Annotated in this window: 20 protein-coding genes; 16 read left to right on the top strand and 4 right to left on the bottom strand. The window is 57.1% G+C overall.

Annotation, left to right across the window (positions count from 1 at the left end):
* Nucleotide 1 precedes the first annotated feature (1 nt).
* Nucleotides 2–1156, top strand: a complete 1155-nt coding sequence (locus LG300_RS09075) for a hypothetical protein (RefSeq protein WP_404374693.1) — start codon at nucleotides 2–4, stop codon at nucleotides 1154–1156.
* A gap of 110 nt (nucleotides 1157–1266) precedes the next feature.
* Nucleotides 1267–2190 (top strand): hypothetical protein, encoded by a 924-nt coding sequence (locus LG300_RS09070; RefSeq protein ID WP_404374691.1) that lies wholly within the window; start codon nucleotides 1267–1269, stop codon nucleotides 2188–2190.
* A gap of 56 nt (nucleotides 2191–2246) precedes the next feature.
* Here the strand turns inward: LG300_RS09070 and xthA are convergent, their stop codons facing one another.
* Both xthA and LG300_RS09060 read right to left on the bottom strand, forming a co-directional pair.
* Complete coding sequence (gene xthA / locus LG300_RS09065) at nucleotides 2247–3074, bottom strand: exodeoxyribonuclease III (protein ID WP_404374689.1); 828 nt, start codon at nucleotides 3072–3074, stop codon at nucleotides 2247–2249.
* Entirely contained in the window at nucleotides 3074–3322 is a 249-nt protein-coding gene (locus tag LG300_RS09060) for a hypothetical protein (RefSeq protein WP_404374687.1), read from the bottom strand. Before LG300_RS09060 ends, xthA begins: the two co-directional genes overlap by 1 nt.
* A gap of 145 nt (nucleotides 3323–3467) precedes the next feature.
* Here LG300_RS09060 and rhlB point away from each other — a divergent pair, with 145 nt between their 5' ends.
* Both rhlB and dinG read left to right on the top strand, forming a co-directional pair.
* A complete protein-coding gene (rhlB, locus tag LG300_RS09055) occupies nucleotides 3468–4742 on the top strand; it encodes an ATP-dependent RNA helicase RhlB (protein ID WP_404374686.1) in 1275 nt (424 codons plus the stop codon).
* Between the two features lie 5 nt (nucleotides 4743–4747).
* Entirely contained in the window at nucleotides 4748–6877 is a 2130-nt protein-coding gene (gene dinG / locus LG300_RS09050; RefSeq protein ID WP_404374684.1) for an ATP-dependent DNA helicase DinG, read from the top strand.
* Nucleotides 6878–6959: 82 nt separating this feature from the next.
* On the opposite strand, the gene LG300_RS09045 is transcribed toward dinG, so the two are convergent.
* Nucleotides 6960–8036 (bottom strand): 3-deoxy-7-phosphoheptulonate synthase, encoded by a 1077-nt coding sequence (locus LG300_RS09045; protein ID WP_404374682.1) that lies wholly within the window; start codon nucleotides 8034–8036, stop codon nucleotides 6960–6962.
* A gap of 389 nt (nucleotides 8037–8425) precedes the next feature.
* Here LG300_RS09045 and rpoE point away from each other — a divergent pair, with 389 nt between their 5' ends.
* The 12 genes from rpoE (at nucleotide 8426) to acpS (ending at nucleotide 19418) form a co-directional block, all read left to right on the top strand.
* Nucleotides 8426–9025, top strand: coding sequence for an RNA polymerase sigma factor RpoE (gene rpoE / locus LG300_RS09040; RefSeq protein ID WP_404374680.1), 600 nt, complete (start codon nucleotides 8426–8428; stop codon nucleotides 9023–9025).
* Between the two features lie 273 nt (nucleotides 9026–9298).
* Complete coding sequence (locus LG300_RS09035; RefSeq protein WP_404374678.1) at nucleotides 9299–10033, top strand: sigma-E factor negative regulatory protein; 735 nt, start codon at nucleotides 9299–9301, stop codon at nucleotides 10031–10033.
* Nucleotides 10034–10088: 55 nt separating this feature from the next.
* A complete protein-coding gene (locus LG300_RS09030; RefSeq protein ID WP_404374676.1) occupies nucleotides 10089–11051 on the top strand; it encodes a MucB/RseB C-terminal domain-containing protein in 963 nt (320 codons plus the stop codon).
* Between the two features lie 3 nt (nucleotides 11052–11054).
* Nucleotides 11055–11510 (top strand): SoxR reducing system RseC family protein, encoded by a 456-nt coding sequence (locus LG300_RS09025; RefSeq protein ID WP_404374674.1) that lies wholly within the window; start codon nucleotides 11055–11057, stop codon nucleotides 11508–11510.
* Nucleotides 11511–11576: 66 nt separating this feature from the next.
* Nucleotides 11577–12983: a DegQ family serine endoprotease gene (locus LG300_RS09020; RefSeq protein WP_404374673.1), complete on the top strand. Its 1407-nt coding sequence runs from the start codon at nucleotides 11577–11579 to the stop codon at nucleotides 12981–12983.
* A gap of 186 nt (nucleotides 12984–13169) precedes the next feature.
* Nucleotides 13170–14987, top strand: coding sequence for a translation elongation factor 4 (gene lepA / locus LG300_RS09015; RefSeq protein WP_289099150.1), 1818 nt, complete (start codon nucleotides 13170–13172; stop codon nucleotides 14985–14987).
* A gap of 15 nt (nucleotides 14988–15002) precedes the next feature.
* Complete coding sequence (gene lepB, locus LG300_RS09010) at nucleotides 15003–15806, top strand: signal peptidase I (RefSeq protein WP_404374671.1); 804 nt, start codon at nucleotides 15003–15005, stop codon at nucleotides 15804–15806.
* Between the two features lie 64 nt (nucleotides 15807–15870).
* The gene (gene rnc / locus LG300_RS09005; protein ID WP_044628375.1) at nucleotides 15871–16563 is read left to right on the top strand and encodes a ribonuclease III; all 693 of its coding nucleotides are present in this window, start codon (nucleotides 15871–15873) and stop codon (nucleotides 16561–16563) included.
* Nucleotides 16560–17459 carry a GTPase Era gene (era, locus tag LG300_RS09000; protein WP_404374669.1) on the top strand — a complete coding sequence of 300 codons (900 nt, stop codon included), beginning with the start codon at nucleotides 16560–16562 and terminating at the stop codon, nucleotides 17457–17459. Before rnc ends, era begins: the two co-directional genes overlap by 4 nt.
* An 8-nt stretch (nucleotides 17460–17467) precedes the next feature.
* The gene (gene recO / locus LG300_RS08995; RefSeq protein WP_404374667.1) at nucleotides 17468–18160 is read left to right on the top strand and encodes a DNA repair protein RecO; all 693 of its coding nucleotides are present in this window, start codon (nucleotides 17468–17470) and stop codon (nucleotides 18158–18160) included.
* A gap of 63 nt (nucleotides 18161–18223) precedes the next feature.
* On the top strand, nucleotides 18224–19039 hold the full coding sequence (pdxJ, locus tag LG300_RS08990) for a pyridoxine 5'-phosphate synthase (protein WP_404374665.1): 816 nt from the start codon (nucleotides 18224–18226) through the stop codon (nucleotides 19037–19039).
* 1 nt (nucleotide 19040) lies between these two features.
* Nucleotides 19041–19418 carry a holo-ACP synthase gene (acpS, locus tag LG300_RS08985; RefSeq protein ID WP_404378015.1) on the top strand — a complete coding sequence of 126 codons (378 nt, stop codon included), beginning with the start codon at nucleotides 19041–19043 and terminating at the stop codon, nucleotides 19416–19418.
* 22 nt (nucleotides 19419–19440) lie between these two features.
* On the opposite strand, the gene LG300_RS08980 is transcribed toward acpS, so the two are convergent.
* Complete coding sequence (locus LG300_RS08980; RefSeq protein ID WP_404374663.1) at nucleotides 19441–22119, bottom strand: ATP-binding protein; 2679 nt, start codon at nucleotides 22117–22119, stop codon at nucleotides 19441–19443.
* Between the last annotated feature and the right edge of the window lie 9 nt (nucleotides 22120–22128).

Raw genomic sequence — 22128 nt, 5'->3', positions numbered from 1 at the left:
CATGTCTCGTAGAGAAGAATCGCCAATGTCAGTGAGTGGTACTAACCGAAGGCAGGGTGTTTGGCGTTGGGTCGGCATTGTGTTACTGAGCGCCCTGAGCGTGACCGCCGGCGCCAATGAACCGCTGCCCGGTGACATTATTCAAGACTTGAACGGGTTGCAAAGCCAATTGGCCAGCCAGCCCAGCGGTTCGGCCGACCCTGAAGTGCTAAGTCGCATTATTAGCCATGCCCGTTCCCAGTCAGCGCGGCTTGCCAGCGGTAACCGGGCTGACCAGTGGGCCAGTGCACTCTATCACCAGTTAGCGGCAAGCGCCCTTGTGCGCCAGGGGGAAAACCTCGCAGCCGCCGATGAGCTAGCCAGCGCCCGCCAGCGCCCGAGCGTCCCCGATAGCCAAGTACGCCGCTGGCTGCGCGATGAGGCAGCGCTGCGGCGCGCGGCAGGTGAGCGTAAAGAAGCTATTGATCTGTTTAAGCAGTGGTTGGCGGCGTCTAATGGCCACGAGCGCTACAATGAAACGGCTTGGCAACTGGTTCGCTTGCTAGCAGAAGAGGAGCGCTGGGAGGTCGCGATGGAGCGGCTGGTGCCGCTGCTTGAGCAAGGAAACCTCACCGCAGAACAGCAAACGCTGGCGAATGTGGTGCTACGACACGCAGGTGAGAACGGCCAGGCGCTTAGCTGGCTACTGGCAGGCTTAGGGGCAGAAAGCCGCCCCGATGAGTGGCGTCAGGCAGCGGGGCTTGCCCAGCAAGCGGGCCGGCTCGGCGTGGCGGCAGCTGTCTGGGAGGCGGCATGGCAGTTGGGCAAGTTCACGGCACCGGATGACCGTTTGACGCTTATCCATCTCCACCTGGCGGGGGGCACACCTGCCCGTGCTGCGGAGCATGTAGAAGCCGCACTTTCGTCTGGGGAGCTGCCCCGCGATGAAGAAACCCTACGCTTGCGGGCGACGGCATGGCAGCAGGCGAAGCATATCGATAACGCCCTGGACGCTTGGCAAGCGTTGGCTGAATTAACGCAGTCGGCGGATGATTGGCGCCAATATGGGCAGTTGGCTTACGGTTGGGGCAGGGATGACCAGGCGGAAACGGCGCTAGTAAAAGCCGCCGATCTTGGTGATGCTCAGGCGGAACAGTGGCTTACCTACTTTCAGTGACGCTTTCCCTGTCAAAAAGCGTTGTGCTATAAAAGGTTGGGGTGGCTAAACGGGCCGCTCCGGCGTCTGCCCTTCCCAGGCTCCACTCCTCTTAATGGCTATCGATGCTTATGACCACCAACCACCAGCGGAGCTGTTTCCGCACGCTTGCGATACTCACTACCGGTTTTATGGCAGCCTCCTTTGCCCACGCTCAAGAGCGCAACTTGACTCTAGCTCCTGGCTTTATGCCCGACCCCATGCAGCGCAGTTATATATCGGGTGGCGGCCAGGAAGCTAACGGCATTTTTGGTACGGATATGCGAGGCATTGCCTGTTCTGGCAGTATTTCACAAACGCCCGACCATGTGATGACACTGACCGATGGGTTTGACTTTCTGAAGGTATGGAACCAGTCGGCTGCCGATACCACGCTCATTATCGATGGGCCGGGTCGCTTTCTACTGTGCGACGATGATGGCGGGGAAGGGCTCAACGAGCTCATCGAACACAGTAACTGGGTGCCCGGTGAGTACCGCATTTATGTGGGCAGTTACGGTGGCGGGGTACATAACTACGAGCTGTTTGTCAGCGAGCTGCCGGGCAGCGGCACCCCGGGGGGCAGCTCGGGCTATGCGGATACAAGCGAAGAGCGCCATCTGGCGATTACGCCGGGATTCTCGCCCGATCCGTGGCGGGTGAGCTTTATATCCGGTGGGGTACAGAGCGCATCCACCCAGTTTGGTACCGATATGCTGGGTAACAGCTGTCAGGGGAACGTTGCCGCAACGCCAGACCATGAGATGACGCTGCTGGATACATTTAGCTACCTTCAATTGTGGACCCAGGCCGATGGCGATACCACGCTGATTGTTGATGGCCCGGGTAAGTTTTTGCTCTGCGATGACGATGGCGGCAGCGGTTTAAATGAGCATATTGAGTACACTAGCTGGCCTGCCGGTGATTACCGCATCTATGTGGGTAGCTACAGCGAAGATTATCTGAACTACCAGCTGAGTGTTTCTGAGTTACGTTCGGAAGGGCCTAACCCCTGATCTGGTGCCGCCAAGTGGCGCTGCCACTCGGCGGTCGTGTAGGGCTATTTCTTCAACTACTTTGCCAAGGCGAGCGAGAAATCGCTCCAGGTGGGGGCGTGGTCGGAGGGGCGCTCCATGCCGCGCAGCGGGTAGTCAATACCCGCGCCGGTGACGCACTCGGCTAGCGGTTGAGAGACTAAGATATAGTCGATACGCAATCCACGCTTTGGCTCGCGGTCAAACCCTTTAGAGCGGTAGTCAAACCAGCTGAACCACTCGCTGTTATCAGGGTGGCAAATCCGGTAGCTGTCGCTAAGCCCCCACGCCTTAATACCTTCCAGCCACTCCCGCTCAATGGGTTGGAAGCTGGTTTTACCTTCGCGCAGCCAGCGCTTGCGGTTGGCCTCGCCAATGCCAATATCCTGATCTTCCGGCGAGATATTGAAATCCCCCATCACCGCCAGCCGCTCACTAGGAGAGTGCTGGGTATTGAGCAGATGGGCGAGCTGCTGATAAAAGCGCGCTTTGTGCGGAAACTTGGTGGGGTGGTCGATGTTTTCGCCTTGCGGAAAATAACCGTTCCACACGGTGACCGCTTCGCCATCTTCGGCAAATAGCCGCACGCCGATCATGCGGCGCTGGGCGTTCTCGTCATCATCGGGGAAGCCATAAAACACCGCCTGCGGCTTTTGGCGGCACAGCAGGGCAACACCGTAATGCCCTTTTTGGCCATAATAGAAAACGTGATAGCCCATGGCTTCTACGTCAGCCACGGGGAATTCGCTATCCTGCACTTTGGTTTCTTGTAAACCAATGACATCAGGTTGTTGAGTGTCGATCAGCGCTTGGAGTTGGTGAAGCCGCGCCCGAATGCCATTGATGTTAAATGACACCAAACGCATTACGAATGCTCTCCCGAGGGGCTGTCAGCCTCTTTGTCAGGATGAATCGCAATCGATTGGCCGCTTTGCTGGCGCGCCAGTTTGCGCACGGCCTGAAGCTTGCGCTGCTGCTGCTTTTTGACCACAAAGCGGCGCGACGAGGTTACCTGGTCGGGGTTCTCGTGGCGCCACTTTTTATAATCTTTGCGGCGACCAGTGCGGATAGTCACTTTATCCGCTAATGAACGAGTTTTTTTCTTACGCGTCATGTCGCGCTCCTTGGGTTAATGTATGCCTCATTCTAACAGGCAAGGGTGCTCCTTCGACAGCAGGGCGCGCTCTTATCGCCAACCCCTGGTACAATGCGTGCTTCGTGATGCCTAACATTCACAGCAATGGACAGATACACAGCCTATGAGCGAGTCGGAACAGACCACAGCATCGGCCCAGAACCGCAAGCCTAAACGTCGCCGCCGGAAACCGCGTCGCCGCCAGTCGAACTGGGATCTTCGTCAGTTTCAGGTGCCCGCCGTTGCCGGCAAGTGGCGCTTCCATGACTTTGATCTGCCGCTGCCTTTAATGCGCGCTATTCATGCCCAGGGCTTTGAGTACTGCACGCCCATCCAGGCAGAGGCGCTGCGCCACACGCTGTTAGGTGGCGACATTGTCGGTAAAGCCCAAACGGGTACCGGGAAAACCGCCGCGTTTTTGATTTCCGTGCTGGCCTACTTTCTTGAAGAGCCCTCCCCGGATGGTCAGAAGCCGGGCGCACCCCGCGCGTTGATTATCGCGCCTACCCGCGAGCTGGCGCTACAGATCGAGAAAGACGCCAAGGCCCTTGCACGCTTCACCCAGCTTAACGTTGCCAGTGTGGTTGGCGGCATGGACTACCAGAAGCAGCGCGAAAGCCTGGATAAGAAGATCGATATCCTGGTGGCGACGCCGGGTCGCCTGCTGGACTTTCATCAGAAGCGCGATATCGACCTCTCCGAAACCGAAGTGCTGGTGCTCGATGAAGCGGATCGGATGCTCTCCATGGGCTTTATCCCCGATGTGAAGCGCATCATTCGCTATACGCCGAAAAAAGAGGAACGCCAAACGTTCCTGTTCTCGGCCACCTTCACCGACGATATTCTCAGTCTGGCGAGCCAGTGGACGCTAAATCCGGCCCATGTCGAGATCGAAGTCACCGTCGAGAACCAGGCAGATATCGACCAGCGCGTTTATTTGGTATCGGATGATGATAAGCAGCGGTTGCTAATCAAACTGCTGGAGCAAGAGAGTTTCGAGCGGGTGATGGTCTTCGGTAACCGCCGTGACTTGGTGCGTAAACTGGACGACCTGCTGCAAAAAGCCGGTGTTAGTGCGGCCATGCTGTCCGGTGATGTGCCTCAAAACCAGCGTATTAAAACCCTGGAGAGCTTCCGCGAAGGTGAAATACAGGTGTTGGTAGCCACTGACGTAGCCGGTCGCGGTATCCATATTGAAGACGTCAGCCACGTCATCAACTATACGCTGCCGGAAGATCCAGAAGATTACGTTCACCGTATTGGCCGTACCGGCCGCGCAGGGGCCAAAGGAGTATCCATCAGCTTTGTAGGTGAAGAGGATGCCTTCTCGCTGCCGGAGATCGAGCGCTACATTAACGGTAAGCTGCCCTGCGAACATCCGCCGGAAGGCATGCTGTAACGGGCATGCTGGATAACGCGCTTAAAAACGATATTCAGCAGGCCTACCGTAACGTGGTGGAAAAGCTAGGGCTGACACCGCGTTACGGGCAGCGCTTAATGATTGCTGAAATCGCCCGCACCCTGGGTGATATCGAGTGCGACAGCGAGGGTAAGCGCGTTAGCGATAGCCATGTGTGCGTACTCGAAGCCGGTACGGGCACAGGCAAAACGCTGGCCTATCTGATTGCGGGCTTGCCGATTGCCAAGGCCCAGGGCAAGCGGCTGATCGTTTCCACGGCCACCGTTGCCCTGCAAGAGCAGGTGTTGAATCAAGACCTGCCTTCGCTGGCGAGCCATAGCGGTGTTGCCTTTCGCTATGCGCTAGCGAAAGGGCGCGGCCGCTATGTCTGCGTGGCGCGGCTGGATCAGGCGTTGGAAGGTAGCGAACCCAATCCAACGCTCTCGCTATTCGAGCAATCCCTTCAAGCCGACAACAGCGACTTTAACGTGCTGGCCACCGATATGGCCGAGGCCTACGGCAAGGGCGACTGGGAAGGCGACCGCGATACCTGGCCGGTGTCGATTGAGGATACGCACTGGCGCCAGCTGACAGTGGACCACCGCCAATGTACCGGGCGCCGCTGCGGCCATTTTGGCGCCTGCGCGTTTTTCCGCTCTCGCCGGGAATTGGAAAATGCCGATGTCATTGTCGCCAACCACGACCTGGTGTTGGCCGACCTTGCCCTGGGGGGCGGTGCGATTTTGCCGGACCCCGCCGACTGTATCTTTATTTTCGATGAAGGCCACCACCTGCCGGATAAGGCGCTGTCTCATTTCGCCCACCGCTTTGCGGTACACGGCTGTTTGCGCTGGCTGAAAACGCTGAAAAGCAGCTTGACGGATCTGCATCAAGGCTTGGCGGTGCAGCCCACCATTGCCCGCTTGTTGGCAGCGTTGCCAGAGCTGTTGCATAGCCTAGAGCCTGCGCTGGGGGATGTGTTTCGCATGGGGCACCAGCTGGCAGGTCGGGAAAATGGGCTGGCAGATGAAGAGGCTAACCATCAGCAGCGTTTCGAGAAAGGGCAGGTACCCGAAGCACTGCGCGAACAGGCGCAGCAGCTGCTGGTCATGTTTGCCACGCTCTCGCGAAGTTTAGAGAGTATCAGCGATATTCTGCGGGAAAGCTTGGACCCGGATAAGCAAACTGGCCTAGACCGTGATCAAGCAGAAACGTGGCTACCGCTGATAGCACTGCTCCATGGCCGTGCTTTGGATGCCCATGCGCTGTGGCAAGCGTTTAGCGAGCAGGATGCAGCCGATGCACCGCCCAGCGCACGCTGGATAACGCTCAGCCGCGTGGCGGGGGAGCCGGAGATCGAGTTTTCGGCCAGCCCTGTTTCGGCAGCGCATACCCTCGCCAAGCACCTGTGGGGGCGCTGCCACGGGGCGGTGGTTACCTCGGCAACCCTTACGGCGCTTGGCCGTTTTGAGCGCCTGCAAGAGCGGGCGGGTTTAGCGAACCGCTACCGCTATCAAGCCCTGCCCAGCCCGTTTGATTACGCCAATGCTGTGCTGCGGGTGCCCGCCGAGGCAACCGACCCCAGCGACAGAGACGCCCACGAGAGCGCGATTGTGCGCTTTGTGGCTCAGCTAGGCGGGGATGAGGCGGTGCTGGTGCTATTCTCCTCCCGCGCCCAGCTGCGCGCCGTAGAAAAAGCCCTGCCCGCTGCGGCAAAAGAGCGCATCTTAGCCCAGGATGCACTGCCCAAGCGTGAGCTGATTGAGCGCCATCGGGCGGCCGTCGATAGCGGCAAGGGGAGCGTGATTTTTGGCTTGGCCAGTTTTGCCGAAGGCATTGATCTGCCGGGGGATTATCTCACCCACGTGGTGATTACCCGGCTGCCGTTTGCGGTGCCTGATGACCCGGTGGGCGCGACGCTTGCCGAGTGGATAGAGAGCCAGGGCGGCAACCCGTTTATGCGTATTAGCGTGCCGGATGCCTCGATTAAGCTGGTGCAGGCGTGTGGCCGCTTGATTCGTAAAGAGAGTGACCGGGGGGTGATTACACTGCTCGACCGTCGCGTGATTACGCGACGCTACGGCCAAGCGTTGCTGGATGCGCTGCCGCCGTTCAAGCGCGATATACAAGTCTAGATGATGGGTGGCATTAGGGATTGACGATGAAAAATGTCCCGCTAAGCAGCGCTCAGCGGGACATTTTGACGGCAATGGCTAGTTACTTAACGATGCGCTTTGCCAGTACCGGTGCCAGTTTCTCGTTCATACGAGTGAACGTTTCCACCGTGGTGTCCCAGTCGATACAGGCATCGGTGATTGAGACGCCATACTGCAGCTGGCTTAAGTCCGCAGGCACTTTTTGATTGCCCCAACCAATGTTGGACTCCACCATCAAGCCAATAATGGAAGTATTGCCTTCCAGGATTTGGTTAGTCACGTTCTCCAGCACGAGCGGCTGCAGGGCAGGATCTTTATTGGAGTTGGCGTGGGAGCAGTCGATCATGATGTTGGGCGAAAGATTGGCTTTCTTAAGCTCTTTCTCCGCAAGCGCAACACTCACACTATCGTAGTTGGGCTTGCCGTTACCGCCGCGTAGTACCACATGGCCGTAGGCGTTACCGCGGGTGCGGATAATAGCCACCTGGCCTGCCTGGTTAATACCCAGGAAGTTGTGCGGGTTGGCAACGGACTGCAGTGCGTTAATTGCTACGTCTAGGCTGCCGTCGGTGCCATTTTTAAAGCCAACCGGGCAGGAGAGGCCGGAGGCCATTTCGCGGTGAGTCTGCGACTCGGTGGTACGAGCGCCGATAGCCGACCAGCTGATGCAGTCCTGAAGGTACTGCGGGGAAATGGGGTCTAGCGCTTCCGTGGCTAGCGGCAGGCCCATTTCGGCTAAATCGACCAGTAGCTTGCGGGCAATGTGCAGGCCTTCGTCAATTTCGAAAGAGTCGTTTAGGTGGGGGTCATTGATTAACCCTTTCCAGCCAACGGTGGTCCGCGGCTTTTCGAAATAGACGCGCATCACAATGTAGAGGCTGTCGCTCACTTGGTCTGCCAAGGCACGTAGGCGGCGGGCATAATCAAGCGCTGCCTCGACATCGTGGATAGAGCAGGGGCCAACCACAACCAGCAGCCGTGGGTCTTTGCCATCCAAGATGTTTTGAATGGTTTGGCGACCTTCGATCACAGAGCGCTCGGCGCTCTGTGATAGCGGAATAGTGCTTTTCAGTGCGTCAGGGGTGGTGAGAACATCCTGTGCGAGGACGTTAAGGTTACTAACTTGTTGATCTGACATCTTGCTACCTGTGCGTGCGCGATGGGCTAAAAGTGGCCACTACTATGGCGCGTCATGGAGGTAAAAATCAATTGTTACGGAACTTTGCATTAAGGAAAAATGTCAGCCTCAAGGTTTCAATAGAGGGGGTAAGCGCTTGATGCGCTGCTAAGAACGCGTAACACTAGATGCCATACGCACTAAGAAACCCAATGTGTGCAACGATGCGTGCAACGTAACCAAGGCAACAAAACCAAGGTGGTGGGCGGATATTTGCCTACCCCCTTCTTCCACGATGATTAATTTATGCCCAAGGGACGCTATGCTGCTTGCTGTGAAGGCCCGTGTGACAGGGCGAAAAAGAAGACACAAGGCTCGACGTAAAGCGTGCGAGCAGAAGGAGCGTGTGAATGGGCACCCGTGAAACAGACCAACAGCTGGTTGAACGTGCTCAGAAAGGCGACACACGCGCTTTTGATCTGCTGGTAAAAAAGTACCAGCACAAGATTATTGGCTTGATTGGCCGCTATATTCACGATCACGCTGAAGTTCAGGACGTAGCGCAGGAAGCCTTTATCAAGGCTTACCGTGCGCTGGGTAAATTTCGTGCAGAGAGCGCGTTTTACACCTGGATGTACCGTATTGCGATTAATACGGCAAAAAACCATTTGGTGTCCCGTGGCCGCAGGCCGCCGGGTAGCGATCTGGATATTGTCGATGCAGAAATCGTCGATCAGAGCGGCCGTTTGGCAGATTCAGAGTCGCCAGAGGCATCGATTGCTCGCGATCAGCTTGAAGCAGCCGTATACGAGGCGATTGAAAAGCTGCCCGACGACCTGCGCACCGCCATTACGCTGCGTGAGTTAGATGGCTTAGCTTACGAAGATATCGCCCAAGTCATGCAGTGCCCCGTGGGCACGGTGCGCTCGCGCATTTTCCGTGCCCGAGAGGCGGTTGATGAGCACATTCGTCCGCTGGTCACTACGGCGCGTAACAGTCGCGATGAGTAAGCTGCTTGGTTATGAAAGTAGTGCTTTAGTCACAGTCATTTACGTTTTTGCTTTTTTTGTGAACTGTCTGGCAAGTAAGGCGTCATACAAGCTGTCTAGCTTTAACGAGTTGAGCCGCCGACAACGATAGCAGCATCAGTCTGCACGCCAGACATTCACATGATGCCGACGGCGATGTGTCATTGGGTATTGGCCTGCGAGGTTCTGCGGCTAAAACACGCATTAGCAGTGTTGTCGTTGAACGTCTTCTAACAGAGTGTGAGGGTGTGAAGTATGAGTCAAAACACACGGGAATCACTTTCAGCACTAATGGACAGTGAAAGTGATGAGCTTGAATTGCGCCGGGTGTTGAAATCCCTGCCTGACGATGCCGATGCGGCAGAGACCTGGCGACGCTATCACTTAGCCCGCAGCATGATGCAGCGTGAGCGTGGTGTAGACGTGAGTGTTGACCTCTCCGCCGGTATCATGGCTCGGTTGCGCGACGAACCCGCCCCCTCGCTGGAAGAAGATGCGGCTCCCGCTTCTGTACGGGCAGGCGGTATTTCATTTGCTCGCGGAGCGGGCGTTGCTGCTGCGGTCTCCTTGATGGTGATTACGGGGGTACAGTTCTTTAACGGTAATGCATCTCCTAGCGGTGACCAGCCAGCAAGTAGCACTGTGGCTTCTCAGAGCGGTGCTGGTGCACAGGTGCAGCCGGTTAGCTTGGCGGCATCACAACCCGCCGCGATGGCTGCTTCAGAGATGCCTATGTTTGAGCCAACGCCGTTTCGTATTAACGGTCAAACAGGCAATAGCGGTTTAATGAATATCAGCGACGCAGGGTTCTCTACAGCTGCAGCCCCCCAGAGCATGATGGCGCAACAAACAGCGACGATCGATATCGACCAGCTGCGTATGCTCCAGTCCTATCTTGAGCAGCATGCTCAAGGTGCCGCAACGGGCAGTGGCGACAGTTGGATGCCACTGATGCGCTCGTCGGTAACGGAACCGCTGGGTCAACGTTAAGCATGGCGAGTCGCCGTTCAACATGAACGCTGAGTTAAGGGGCTGATAGATTGGTATGGTGACTGCCAAGTATGCTGCTTTTTGGGGAGGCAGGCTCGCATTAATCTGTGGTTTGCTGAGTGCCAGCCTGTCTCCTAACGCGGTTAATGCCGATACTCCGCCTGCGATCTCCTGCAGCGAGGTTGCCGGACAACAAGCACCCTCATCCACGCAGGCTTGGCTTGAAAGAAGTTTAGTCGCAAGCCACTGTTATAATTTTCAAGCCCGTGCCGTCACTATCGATGCGCTGGGCGTGCGCACATTGGCCCTTTCCCATCGTATTCGCAATGGTGTGCGGCAGCAGGTCGTTCAGCATCTTGATGGCCCTTCTGTGAGCGTTGAGCGCCGTTCACTGGCAGGTAACCTAGCGCATTTTACCCCCGGTAATGACGGATCGGTGTCTGCCTCCGAAGCATGGGCGAGCCATGTCGCGAAGCATTACGATATTTCTCTCCAGGAAGAAGCGCGGGTGGCTGGGCGCGATGCCGTGGAACTGCGCTTTTCTCCGCTAGATCAGCAGCGTTATCAGCACACCTGGTGGGTGGACAAAGAGACAGGGTTATTGCTCAAGCATGTAATGAGTGACGCTGAAGAGCGCGTGTTGGAAACGTTTCAAATCACGCAGCTGCACTCGCCAGCACTATATCACGGTGCGATTGCTGAAAGGGTAACAGCCGCGCTTGAGCCTCAACCATGGCGAGCGGATTGGCTGCCCGACGGGTTTGTGGCCCAACCTCCTGAGCCTGGGCAGTCCCTGAATGATCAGCAGATTTACAGCGATGGCCTGGCAACCGTTAGCGTGTTTGCCGCCCCTGTGGAGCAGCCGCTACTTAATGAAGGCGTGCATCAATTGGGTGTTTCAGCGGCCGCTGTAGCGCTTATGTCTGAAGGTGATCAACGCTGGCAACTGATTGGTATCGGAGAGCTGCCCCCCGATATACTTCAGCGAATTGTGCAGTCGGTGACAATAGAGCGGTAAGTCATGGCCACTTATAGCAGTAGTTGTGCCTCTTTACAGCGAATGGGTATCGTAGCGGGTTACTTGCCAAACGGCCTCATCGTCGATGTTTCCCTCAAAGAGGCCTGCCAACAGTGTGCGGAAGGCCGTGGCTGTGGCATGGGTTTGCTAGCCCGTCGCCAGCGGCAGCGAGTGGTTGTCTACCCGCCAAATGATTGTGCAAAGCTCTCAATCCGTTATCCATTAGGAAGCAGTGTTATGTTAACGCTTCCCAAAAACGATATTAGCCTGCTGGCACTGATTATCTATGCCTTACCACTGTTCATAGCGCTTTTCGCTTCAGGTAGTGGAGTGCTGCTGGGTGGTAACGAATGGCTCTGTGCCGGGCTGTTTTTTGGCACGTTGTTGTGTGGCATGGTTGCCCTTAAATACCTGATACGCGGGCGAATGGAACGCTTTCGCCCGCGCTTGGTCAGTTAGTTGTTCTGTAGCTCACTAAGAGTTGCACTTCCTTCTTTTCGTATCTGCTTGACTAGGAGCTGTTGCATGAAGCGCTTGGTTCTTCCTTCCACACTGTGGTTATGTTTTATCGCGCTATTAATGATGGGACAAAGTGCCCAGGCGCAGTCCCTTCCTGATTTCACTGAGCTGGTCGAAGAGGCGGCGCCGGGTGTCGTCAATATTTCGACCAGTCGAACGGTGCAGAGTAGACCGGCATTGCAGGGGTTCGGTAATCAGGAAATCCCCGAAATCTTCCGCCATTTCTTCGGCGACAGCTTTCCTGTACCGCCCGGTAACGGTGGTGGGCGCAGTGAGGAGCGTCAATCGCTAGGCTCTGGCTTTATTATTAGCGCCGATGGCTATGTGATGACTAACGCCCATGTGGTGCAGGATGCCGATGAAATTCTGGTGCGTTTGAACGACCGCCGTGAGCTGCCTGCCGAACTGATTGGTAGCGACACCCAAACCGACGTGGCACTACTGAAAATTGATGCTAACAACCTACCGGTATTAGACCTGGGTGACTCCGACGAGCTGAAAGTGGGTGAGTGGGTAGCCGCCATTGGTTCACCCTTCGGGTTCGATCACTCGGTGACCGCAGGCATTGTCAGTGCGATAAACCGCACGCTGCCACGGGATGTTTACGTGCCGTTTATTCAAACCGATGTGGCGATTAATCCCGGTAACTCCGGTGGCCCGCTGTTTAACTTAGAGGGTGAAGTGGTGGGTATTAACTCACAGATTTTTACCCGTAGCGGCGGCTTTATGGGGCTTTCATTCGCTATTCCTATCAACGTTGCTATGGATGTAGCAGATCAGCTTCGTGAAGATGGGCATGTTAATCGTGGCTGGCTAGGCGTTATGATCCAGCCGGTATCTCAAGACCTTGCTGAGTCTTTTGGAATGAGCCAAGCCATTGGCGCGCTGATTGCCGATCTTGACCCTGAAGGCCCGGCTGCGCAGGGTGGCCTGCAGGCTGGCGATGTGATTATTGAGGTCAATGGTGAAGAGGTCGACCGTTCCAGCACGCTACCGCGCTTGATTGGTCGCGTTGCCCCCGGCAATGATGTTGAGCTGACACTCATGCGCGATGGCGAGCAGGTATCTGAAACAGTCGAGCTTGGCAGCTGGCCAGATGCAGAAAAGCCGCAGCAAGCCAAGGGTAGCAACAACCAAGTGCGCCTGGGTGTTGCCGTTTCAGAGCTGGATCAAGCGACTCGAGAACGCCTTAACATTGGCGGTGGCGTGGTAGTGCGCCAAGTTGAATCTGGCAGTGTAGCTGCCGAAGCGGGCCTACGTCCTGGCGACATCATCGTAAGTATTGACCATCGCAGTGTCTCCTCTGCTGATGAGCTGTTACGCATCGTCGAAGCGCTGCCTAACGACCGTGCTATTCCAGTGCGTTTATACCGCGATGGCCGCTCGCTGTTTGTGGCATTGCGCCTCGAATAACCCTCCCTTGCTCCCTCCAGTCCGGCGGTTCACGCCGGACTGCTGTTCCTATCCCGCGCATATCGCTACAATAGCGCTTATCTTTTGACGAACCTTGGCAATGCAGTGGTGCGGTTCCCGCTTTTCGCCCTTCGGCCTAGCGCCGCACTATCCACGCTTGCGTACCAATAAGGCAGAACACACTCGATGTCTCATGACGTTTCCAGCGGAAAGCTCAAGCATATTCGCAATTTCTCTATCATCGCCCACATCGACCACGGTAAATCGACGCTCTCTGACCGTTTGATTCAGACCTGTGGCGGTTTGACAGAACGTGAGCTGAAGGAGCAAGTGCTCGACTCCATGGATATCGAGCGTGAGCGCGGCATTACCATTAAAGCGCAGTCGGTAACGCTGGATTACACCGCCGCTGATGGCCAGGTGTATCAGCTCAACTTCATTGATACGCCGGGGCACGTCGACTTCTCCTATGAAGTGTCGCGCTCGCTGTATGCCTGCGAAGGGGCGCTGCTGGTTGTTGATGCGGCCCAAGGGGTGGAAGCGCAATCGGTAGCTAACTGCTACACCGCCATCGAACAGGGGCTGGAAGTCCTGCCGGTGCTCAACAAAATCGATCTGCCCCAGGCAGACCCCGATCGGGTCGCCCAGGAAGTGGAAGAGATTATCGGCCTGGATGCCACCGATGCCTGCCAAGTCTCGGCAAAAAGCGGTATTGGTATCGATGCGTTGCTAGAGCGGCTAGTGCGGGACATCCCTCCGCCCAAGGGTGATCCTGAAGCGCCCCTACAGGCGCTAATTATCGATTCCTGGTTCGATAACTACCTCGGCGTTGTCTCACTGGTGCGCCTGTTTGACGGCACGCTGCGCAAAGGCGACAAAATTCGTATCAAGTCGACCGGCCGTGACTGGAACGCCACGGAAGTGGGCATTTTCACCCCGCTACGCAAAGAGACCAACATTTTACGCGCCGGTGAAGTTGGCTTTATCGTTGCCGGGATCAAAGAGATCCACGGGGCGCCGGTGGGCGATACCATCACCCACACGAAGACCCCCGACGTGCCGCGTCTGCCAGGTTTCCAGAAGGTGAAGCCCCAGGTATACGCCGGTATGTTCCCGGTCAGCGCGGATGATTACGAAGATTTCCGCGATGCTCTGGAAAAGCTCGCCCTCAACGACGCCTCCCTTGAGTACGAGCCGGAGAACTCCGATGCGTTGGGCTTTGGTTTCCGCGTGGGCTTCCTTGGCACGCTGCACATGGAGATCATCCAGGAGCGTTTGGAGCGTGAGTACGACCTGGATCTATTGACCACCGCGCCAACGGTTGTCTACGAACTCGCCATGAAGAACGGCGACATCCAGTACGTCTCCAACCCCTCCAAGCTACCCGATATGGCTGATGTGGAGCAGATGCGCGAGCCTATCGTGCGGGCCAGCATCCTGGTACCCCAGGAGTTCGTGGGCAACGTGATTGCCGAGTGCGAGCAGCGCCGTGGCACCCAGCTGGATATGCAATTTCTGGGGAACCAGATTCAACTTACCTACGAATTGCCCATGTCAGAAGTGGTCATGGACTTCTTTGACCGTTTAAAATCCATCTCACGCGGATACGCCTCGCTGGAATACAACTTCGAGCGCTTTGAAGCGGCGAAGCTGGTGCGCCTAGATGTGCTGATTAACGGCGATAAAGTCGATGCTCTGGCTGTTATTATTCACCGCGATCACGCCCACTCCCGTGGCCGTTTGCTGGTGGAGAAGATGAAAGAGCTGATTCCTCGCCAGATGTTCGATGTAGCTATTCAGGCAGCGATTGGTGGCCAAGTGGTTGCCCGCTCTACCGTGAAGGCGCTGCGTAAAAACGTCACGGCTAAGTGTTACGGCGGCGACGTTAGCCGTAAGAAAAAGCTGCTTGAGAAACAGAAAGCCGGTAAGAAACGGATGAAACAGGTGGGGCGTGTCGAAATTCCCCAGGATGCCTTCCTTGCTGTGCTCAAGGTAAACGACTAGGGATACGAACCCCGCATGGATTTTTCACTCTTACTGGTACTCGCCGTTGCACTCTCTGGGGCAATTTACCTGCTGGATGTGCTGGTGCTACGGCCAAAGCGCCGTGAACGTGTGGCCAAGGCCGAAGCGGCCACCATGGAGGGCCTGGATGCGCCGACCCGTGAAAAACTGCTCAAAGAGCCATGGCCGGTCGACTATTCGCGCTCGTTTTTTCCAGTGCTGCTCGTCGTGCTGGTGGTACGCAGCTTTATCGTAGAGCCGTTTCAAATTCCCTCCGGCTCCATGAAGCCCACCCTGGAAGTTGGCGACTTCATCCTGGTGAACAAGTTTGCCTATGGGCTGCGGCTGCCCGTTGTTCACCACCGCTTCCTAGAGGTGGACGAGCCCGAGCGGGGCGATGTGATGGTGTTCCGCTTCCCCGAGGAGCCGTCGGTCAACTTCATTAAACGTGTGGTAGGCCTACCCGGCGACCGTATCCGCTATGAAGGCAAGCAGCTATACGTCAACGGTGAACCGGTAGCCAAAGCGCTCATCGAAGAGGGGCCGGACCTCTCCCCCCAACAGCTATTGCTGGAAGAGCAGCTGGGTGAGGTGAGCCACTTTATTTATAACAACCCCCGTGACCCAGGCCCGCAAATGCGCGAAGTCGTGGTGCCAGAAGGCCACTACTTCACCATGGGGGATAACCGCGACCACTCCAACGATAGCCGTTACTGGGGCTTTGTGCCCGAAGATAATATTGTTGGCCGTGCCTTTGCCGTGTGGATGCACTGGGATGGCGGCCTGCCCAGCTTTACCAGCGTGCGGCGTATTGAATGAAACAGCATAATTTGCAAACCGTTAGTGTGGTTATCTTAGTTAACGTCAATGACGTAGGAGCACTGTGAGCAATTCCTTAACCGCTTTTTGCCGACGAATCGGCCATACCTTTGGCGACCCGACGCTACTGGAACTGGCCATGACCCATCGCAGCTACGGTGGTCGTAACAATGAGCGCCTGGAATTTCTGGGTGACTCTATCGTCAACTTTGTTATCGCCGAAGCGCTGTTCCAGCGCTTTCCCCAGGCCCGGGAAGGGCAGCTCTCCCGCCTGCGTGCCCGTTTGGTGAAAGGCCAAACCCTGGCCGAGCTGGCGCGGGAAATGGCGTTCGGTGAGTGTTTACGTTTAGGCTCTGGTGAGATGAAGAGTGGTGGCCACCGCCGTGAGTCAATTCTCGCAGACGCCGTGGAAGCCGTGATCGGTGCAATTTACCTGGATGCCGGGATGGATGCCGTGCGCGAACGCGTGCTGGCTTGGTACGCCGAGCGCCTGGAAAACATCTCGCTGCAAGATACCCAAAAAGACCCTAAAACACGCTTACAAGAGTTTTTGCAGTCGCGCCAAGCGGCGCTGCCGCGCTATGAAGTGGTCTCTGTAAAGGGAGAGGCGCATGCCCAGACCTTTACCGTGGAGTGCTACATTGAGCTACTAAGCGAGCATACCACTGGTAAAGGCCCCAGCCGCCGCCATGCTGAACAGCAGGCGGCGGAAGAAGCACTGTCCTATCTCGAACAACCCCCTGGAGACAAATCATGAGCCAAACCTGCGGATTCGTGGCCATCGTTGGCCGTCCCAACGTAGGCAAATCAACCCTCATGAACCGGATTCTGGGGCAGAAAATTTCGATTACCTCGCGGCGGCCGCAAACCACCCGCCACCAGGTAATGGGCATTAAAACCGTTGAAGAGACGCAGTTTATCTACGTCGACACACCGGGCATGCATATCATGTCCAAAGACCGCAATAAGGCCATCAACCGCTTCATGAACCAGGCGGCGACCCAAGCGCTTCGCGATGTCGACTGCGTGGTGTTCATCATCGACCGCACCCGCTGGACGGACGAAGACCAAGCCGTACTGAAGCGCTTGGAGCACGTGAAAGCGCCGGTCATACTAGCCGTCAACAAAGTCGACCGCCTGCAGGATAAAGGCGACTTGCTGCCCTGGCTGGCCGATGTCGGCGCCCGCCGCGAGTTTGCCGCCGTGGTGCCCATTTCCGCTAAGCATGGCACTCAGGTGGAGACCCTGGAAGAAGAGGTCGCCAAGCACCTGCCGGAGAGCATTCACTTCTTCCCGGAAGACCAGATCACCGATAAAAGCCTGCGCTTTATGGCGGCGGAGCTGGTACGTGAAAAAGTCATGCGCCAGCTGGGTGACGAGCTGCCTTACCAGATGACGGTTGAAATTGAAGAGTTCCGTGAAACCGAGCGTGTCACGCATATTAGCGCGCTGATTCTGGTGGAGCGCCAGGGCCAGAAAGTGATTTTGATCGGTGAAAACGGCGACCGGATCAAGAGCATCGGCCGCGAAGCGCGCCTAGATATGGAGCGTGCCCTGGGCACCAAAGTCATGCTTAACCTGTGGGTGAAGGTGAAGCGCGGCTGGTCGGATGACGAGCGGGCGCTGAAGAGCTTGGGTTACGATCTCGATTGAGCACGGCAATGACCGCAGAGCCTGCGTTTTTGCTGCACCGTCGGGCGTATCGTGAAACCAGCGCGCTGGTCGATTTATTGACCCTCAACCATGGCCGTATTCGGGCGGTGGCCCACGGCGGCCAGCGGCCCGGCTCTAAATCCCGCCAGCGGCTGCAGCCGTTCACCCCGCTATTTGTATCCTGGCGGGGAGAGCGGGAGCTAAAGCGGCTAACGCTCATGGAGTCCCGTGGGCACACCGCGCTGCTGGCTGGGGAAGGCCTGCTGTGCGGCCTCTACGCCAATGAAATTGCCACTCGCTTGCTCCCCCTCGAGCTTGCTGCCACCGATGTCTTTGCGTTCTATAGCGCACTGCTGGAAGCGCTGCCGGTGCCCGCAGAGCGGGGGTTGGCACTCAGGCGCTACGAGTGGGCGTTGTTAGACGTACTGGAGGCGACACCGCGCTTTTGTACACCGGAAGGGAGTCCTTTGGACCCGCATCAACGTTACCGCTTTGATGCTCCCAGCCGTGCGTTTCTACCCGCCGAACAGGGCATTGAAGGCCGTACCCTGCGCTACATTGAGCAGGGTGATTGGCAGCCTACCGGCTTGGCGAACGCGCTGAAAGCGGTCATGCGGGCAGCGCTGGCGCCTCATCTTGGCCCAACGGCACTGCGCTCCCGGGAGCTGATGCTTGATTTAGCCCGCCGCCGCCAGCGTTAGTGAGCCACCGTTACTATTAAACGCGATAATGACCTATCGCTGCTTATTGATTGGAGACCCGCTATGCATCCCCCACGGATTTTACTCGGCGTTAATATCGACCATATCGCCACGCTGCGCCAAGCCCGCGGCACCCGCTACCCTGACCCGATCCAGGCAGCGCTGCTGGCGGAAGAGGCGGGGGCCGATGGCATTACTGTCCACCTGCGCGAAGACCGCCGCCATATCCAGCCCCGTGACGTGCGTTTGCTGGCGGAAGTGCTCAATACGCGCATGAATCTGGAAATGGCGGTCACCGAGGAGATGCTGGCGCTAGCAGAAGAGGTACGCCCGGCCCATGTGTGTCTGGTGCCCGAGAAGCGCGAGGAGCTGACCACCGAAGGCGGGTTGGATGTCGTCGGCGGTTTCGATCATATCGCCAGTGCCTGCCAGCGTCTCGCTGCAATTGGATGTGATGTATCGCTATTTATCGATCCGGATGAGGCGCAAATTGATGCGGCCAAGCGCGCGGGCGCGCCCACCATCGAGCTGCATACCGGAGCTTACGCTGAGGCAAAGCCGGGGAGTGACGCCGCTAACGCAGAGTACGCGCGCCTGAATGCTGCAGCTGTTCATGCGGTCTCCCTTGGTTTGGTCGTCAATGCCGGTCATGGGCTGCATTACCACAATGTAGAAGCCATCGCAGCGCTGCCAGGGGTAAACGAACTCAATATCGGCCACGCCATTATCGCTCGGGCGCTGTTTGTTGGCCTTAAAGAGGCGGTGCAGGAGATGAAGCGCCTGATGATTGCGGGCCAAGAAGCGGGCTTAATGGCTGCGTTGGACGCCCACGACCACGATCACGATCACAGCGATGGCCACCACTGCTGCGGCCACTAATATGATTGTGGGAATCGGCTCGGATATCGCGAGGGTTGAACGTTTTCGTCAGGCGATGGCCCGTCACGGCCTGCGCTTTGCCCAACGTATCCTGGGGCCCGATGAACAGGCGGTGTGGCAGGAGAAGGGGCAAGCAGCAGCCTATCTTGCCAAGCGCTTTGCGGCGAAAGAGGCTTTTGTGAAAGCGCTGGGCCTTGGGCTTCGCCAGGGGATGCAATGGGGCGATATTCAGGTAATCAATGATGCCCTGGGGAAGCCCAGCCTAATACTGAGCGGTGAAGCGCAGCGGCGGTTCGTCGCCAGCGGGGCGACCATCGCGCATATTACGCTCAGCGACGAAGCCGACTACGCCGTCGCCTTTGTGGTGTTAGAGAACTAACCAGCAGCCCCCGATGGGGCAGTTAGTTCACCAGCGAAGCGCGCTCTTGGCTAAGGCGCGCCATGGCGGCGTACAGCTCGTCCAACAGCGCCTCCACATGGCGCAGGCCGCTGGTCCGCAGGCGCGTTTCCAGAGTTTCCACCAGCAGGGCTAGCTCTGGCGCGCCGCAGTATCGGCTGGCTCCGTTTAGCCCATGCACCCAGTCCAGCAGCGCCGTTAGGTCGCCTGCCTGAAAGGCGTCGCGTATCTGCTGCTCGCTCTCCGGTAGGCTGTCAATTAGCCTTACCAACTGCTGCTTGGCCAGGGTCTCTCGGCCACCGGCCAAGCGCGCCCCCAGGGTTAAATCCACCGCCGGTAACGAGCTGGGAGGCGCTTGCACCTGGCGGCTAGGTACGGTTTCGGCAGGCGCTGTTTGGCGGGGCGTCATCCCTAAAAAGCGCTGCAATAACTGCTGCAGCTGGGCATCGTCGATGGGTTTAACCAGCACGTCGTCCAGCCCTTCGGTTAACCACTGTTGACGCTCGGTGCTCAATACATGGGCCGTGACGGCAATAATCGGGCAGCGTGCCCAGCTATTATTAATACGCCGCAGCGCCTGGGTGGTCTGGATGCCATCCATACCTGGCATACGAATATCCATCAACACCATATCGGCAGTATGGCGGCGCGCAAACTCAAGCGCTTCCTGGCCGCTTTCAGCCAGCACAATACGCAACGTATCGCTCTCCAGCATGGCTTTTAACAGTTCACGGTTTGACGAGTTATCGTCAACGATCAAAATGGTCAGGTGAGGGGCAAGCGACGGTTTGCTAGCGGCTTCGCTAACCACGGAGAGTGGCTGGGGCTGCAGTAATTGGCGTAGGGTGGTTACCAGCTGCGTTCTGGTAAATGGTTTGCACAGCATCTCGCCACCATAGGGTAGCTCCCATGCGGGAAGATCGAAGCTAGTGGTGTTGGCCAAAATGATGACCGGACACGGGGTTTGTGCAATGACAGACTGCCAGTACGCCTTGCGGTCGCCCTCAAAGTCGCTCTGTGCTAGGCATAACAGCAACAGCGACTCATTACCGGCATTAATAAACGACACCGGGCGTGCGCCCCAACGTACCAGGAGGTGTTCCAGTACATGGCGGGTAGGTGGGTGCGTTTCATACAGGCGAATTGTAGGATTATCCAGCGTCAGCTCCGGCGGGCGCTCGGCCGCCTGGTGTGCCATAAGAGGCAGAGTGAAGGAGAAAGTCGACCCCTTACCCAGCTCGCTCTCAACTGAGATTTCACCCCCCATGCGCTGAATCAGCTGGCGGCAGATGGTAAGCCCCAAACCGCTGCCGCCGAACTGGCGGGAGTGACTGGGTTCGGCTTGTGAAAACGCGCTGAAGAGCTGCTGCTGGTGCTCGTCGCTTAAACCAATGCCGGTATCGCTCACACTAATATGCAGTACGACATGCTGGCCCTCTTGGCTATCCAGCATAACGCGGATGATGATCTCGCCTTCGTTGGTAAATTTCAGTGCGTTGCCTAGCAGGTTGTTCAACACTTGATGAATGCGTAACGGGTCGCCGCATAAGGGAGTCGGCACATCGTCGTATACCATGGCGACCAAGTGCAGCTGCTTGCGCTGTGCTTCAGGGGCGTGCAAGCCAATAATTTCGTCAACCAGGGCAACAATATCGACATCGACCTCTTCCAGGGTTAGCCGGTCGGCTTCCAGCTTGGAGAAGTCCAGCACATCGTTCACCAGCATAAGCAGGTTGTCGCAGGCGCGGCGAACATGCTCAAGCCACTCTTTTTGTCGCGCATCCAGGGAGGAACGGCCCAACAAGCGGCAAAAGCCAATGATACCGTTGAGCGGTGTGCGTATCTCGTGGCTCATGTTGGCCAGGAATTCGGACTTGACAGCGTTGGCGCGCAGCGCGCTGCGGTGGGCAAGGTCCAGCTTGATGTTTTGCTCTTCGATGGTTTCCATCGACTCCTGCAGCTCGCTGGTGGCCTGCTCAATCTGGCTCTGCATATCCCGCTGGGCCTGCTGGAAATGTTCGGCTAAACGGTTGATATGATCGGCCAGCTGCTTTAGCTCGGTGGGCTTGGCCGATGATATTAGCAAGCTGTAGTCGCCACGCGACAGGCGATAAAGTGCCTGGTTAGCCTCTTCGATTGGACGGGTAGCATAGCGGCTAATGGCAAATGCGATTAAAAATAGCAGTAACCCCAGCAACATACCGCCAAGGCTCAGGCTTGCAATAAGCTTATAGCGCTCAAGCGTTAGGGTGCGGGTATCCATCTCAGCCTCTAACCACCCGTTCGTCATGCGCAGGGTGTCGCTGCTGCCCAGCGGCACCCGCAGCCGCCAGGCGTCCTCTTCCATGGTGATGGCCGTTGCCATTGGTGCATCCAGTCTGGGCGGTGGCATAGAGCTACCTAGCACCAGCAGACGGTTGCCCTGTTCATCAAACAGCGTCACGGCTCGCAGCCCGCGATGCTCCAACAGCTGCCTAGCGAGCTTTTCAAGGCGCTGTAAATCCCCGTCGGCCATGGCATCGCCTAAGCTGGGAGCCATCAACTCACCAGCGCTGATTAAGCGCTCTTTAAGCTCGTCGCGTCCTCCTAGGTCGCTTTGGATAACAAGCAATATTGCCATAACGGCGTAGACCAACAGTGGGAAACCAAGCAGAGCAAACAGCAGGCGCGTGTTTAATGACATGAAAGAAGC

The sequence above is a fragment of the Vreelandella aquamarina genome (assembly GCF_044805175.1).
Taxonomy (GTDB): Bacteria; Pseudomonadota; Gammaproteobacteria; order Pseudomonadales; family Halomonadaceae; genus Vreelandella; species Vreelandella aquamarina_B.
The sequence above is the reverse complement of the archived record's forward strand: the minus strand, read 5'-3'. Positions and strand labels throughout refer to the sequence as shown.

Excerpts from the sequence above, each read along its gene's own strand:
- LG300_RS09075 (WP_404374693.1), top strand. The coding sequence starts at position 2 with ATGTCTCGTAGAGAAGAATCGCCAATGTCAGTGAGTGGTACTAACCGA.
- LG300_RS09070 (WP_404374691.1), top strand. The coding sequence starts at position 1,267 with ATGACCACCAACCACCAGCGGAGCTGTTTCCGCACGCTTGCGATACTC.
- xthA (WP_404374689.1), bottom strand. The coding sequence starts at position 3,074 with ATGCGTTTGGTGTCATTTAACATCAATGGCATTCGGGCGCGGCTTCAC.
- LG300_RS09060 (WP_404374687.1), bottom strand. The coding sequence starts at position 3,322 with ATGACGCGTAAGAAAAAAACTCGTTCATTAGCGGATAAAGTGACTATC.
- rhlB (WP_404374686.1), top strand. The coding sequence starts at position 3,468 with ATGAGCGAGTCGGAACAGACCACAGCATCGGCCCAGAACCGCAAGCCT.
- dinG (WP_404374684.1), top strand. The coding sequence starts at position 4,748 with ATGCTGGATAACGCGCTTAAAAACGATATTCAGCAGGCCTACCGTAAC.
- LG300_RS09045 (WP_404374682.1), bottom strand. The coding sequence starts at position 8,036 with ATGTCAGATCAACAAGTTAGTAACCTTAACGTCCTCGCACAGGATGTT.
- rpoE (WP_404374680.1), top strand. The coding sequence starts at position 8,426 with ATGGGCACCCGTGAAACAGACCAACAGCTGGTTGAACGTGCTCAGAAA.
- LG300_RS09035 (WP_404374678.1), top strand. The coding sequence starts at position 9,299 with ATGAGTCAAAACACACGGGAATCACTTTCAGCACTAATGGACAGTGAA.
- LG300_RS09030 (WP_404374676.1), top strand. The coding sequence starts at position 10,089 with ATGGTGACTGCCAAGTATGCTGCTTTTTGGGGAGGCAGGCTCGCATTA.
- LG300_RS09025 (WP_404374674.1), top strand. The coding sequence starts at position 11,055 with ATGGCCACTTATAGCAGTAGTTGTGCCTCTTTACAGCGAATGGGTATC.
- LG300_RS09020 (WP_404374673.1), top strand. The coding sequence starts at position 11,577 with ATGAAGCGCTTGGTTCTTCCTTCCACACTGTGGTTATGTTTTATCGCG.
- lepA (WP_289099150.1), top strand. The coding sequence starts at position 13,170 with ATGTCTCATGACGTTTCCAGCGGAAAGCTCAAGCATATTCGCAATTTC.
- lepB (WP_404374671.1), top strand. The coding sequence starts at position 15,003 with ATGGATTTTTCACTCTTACTGGTACTCGCCGTTGCACTCTCTGGGGCA.
- era (WP_404374669.1), top strand. The coding sequence starts at position 16,560 with ATGAGCCAAACCTGCGGATTCGTGGCCATCGTTGGCCGTCCCAACGTA.
- recO (WP_404374667.1), top strand. The coding sequence starts at position 17,468 with ATGACCGCAGAGCCTGCGTTTTTGCTGCACCGTCGGGCGTATCGTGAA.
- pdxJ (WP_404374665.1), top strand. The coding sequence starts at position 18,224 with ATGCATCCCCCACGGATTTTACTCGGCGTTAATATCGACCATATCGCC.
- acpS (WP_404378015.1), top strand. The coding sequence starts at position 19,041 with ATGATTGTGGGAATCGGCTCGGATATCGCGAGGGTTGAACGTTTTCGT.
- LG300_RS08980 (WP_404374663.1), bottom strand. The coding sequence starts at position 22,119 with ATGTCATTAAACACGCGCCTGCTGTTTGCTCTGCTTGGTTTCCCACTG.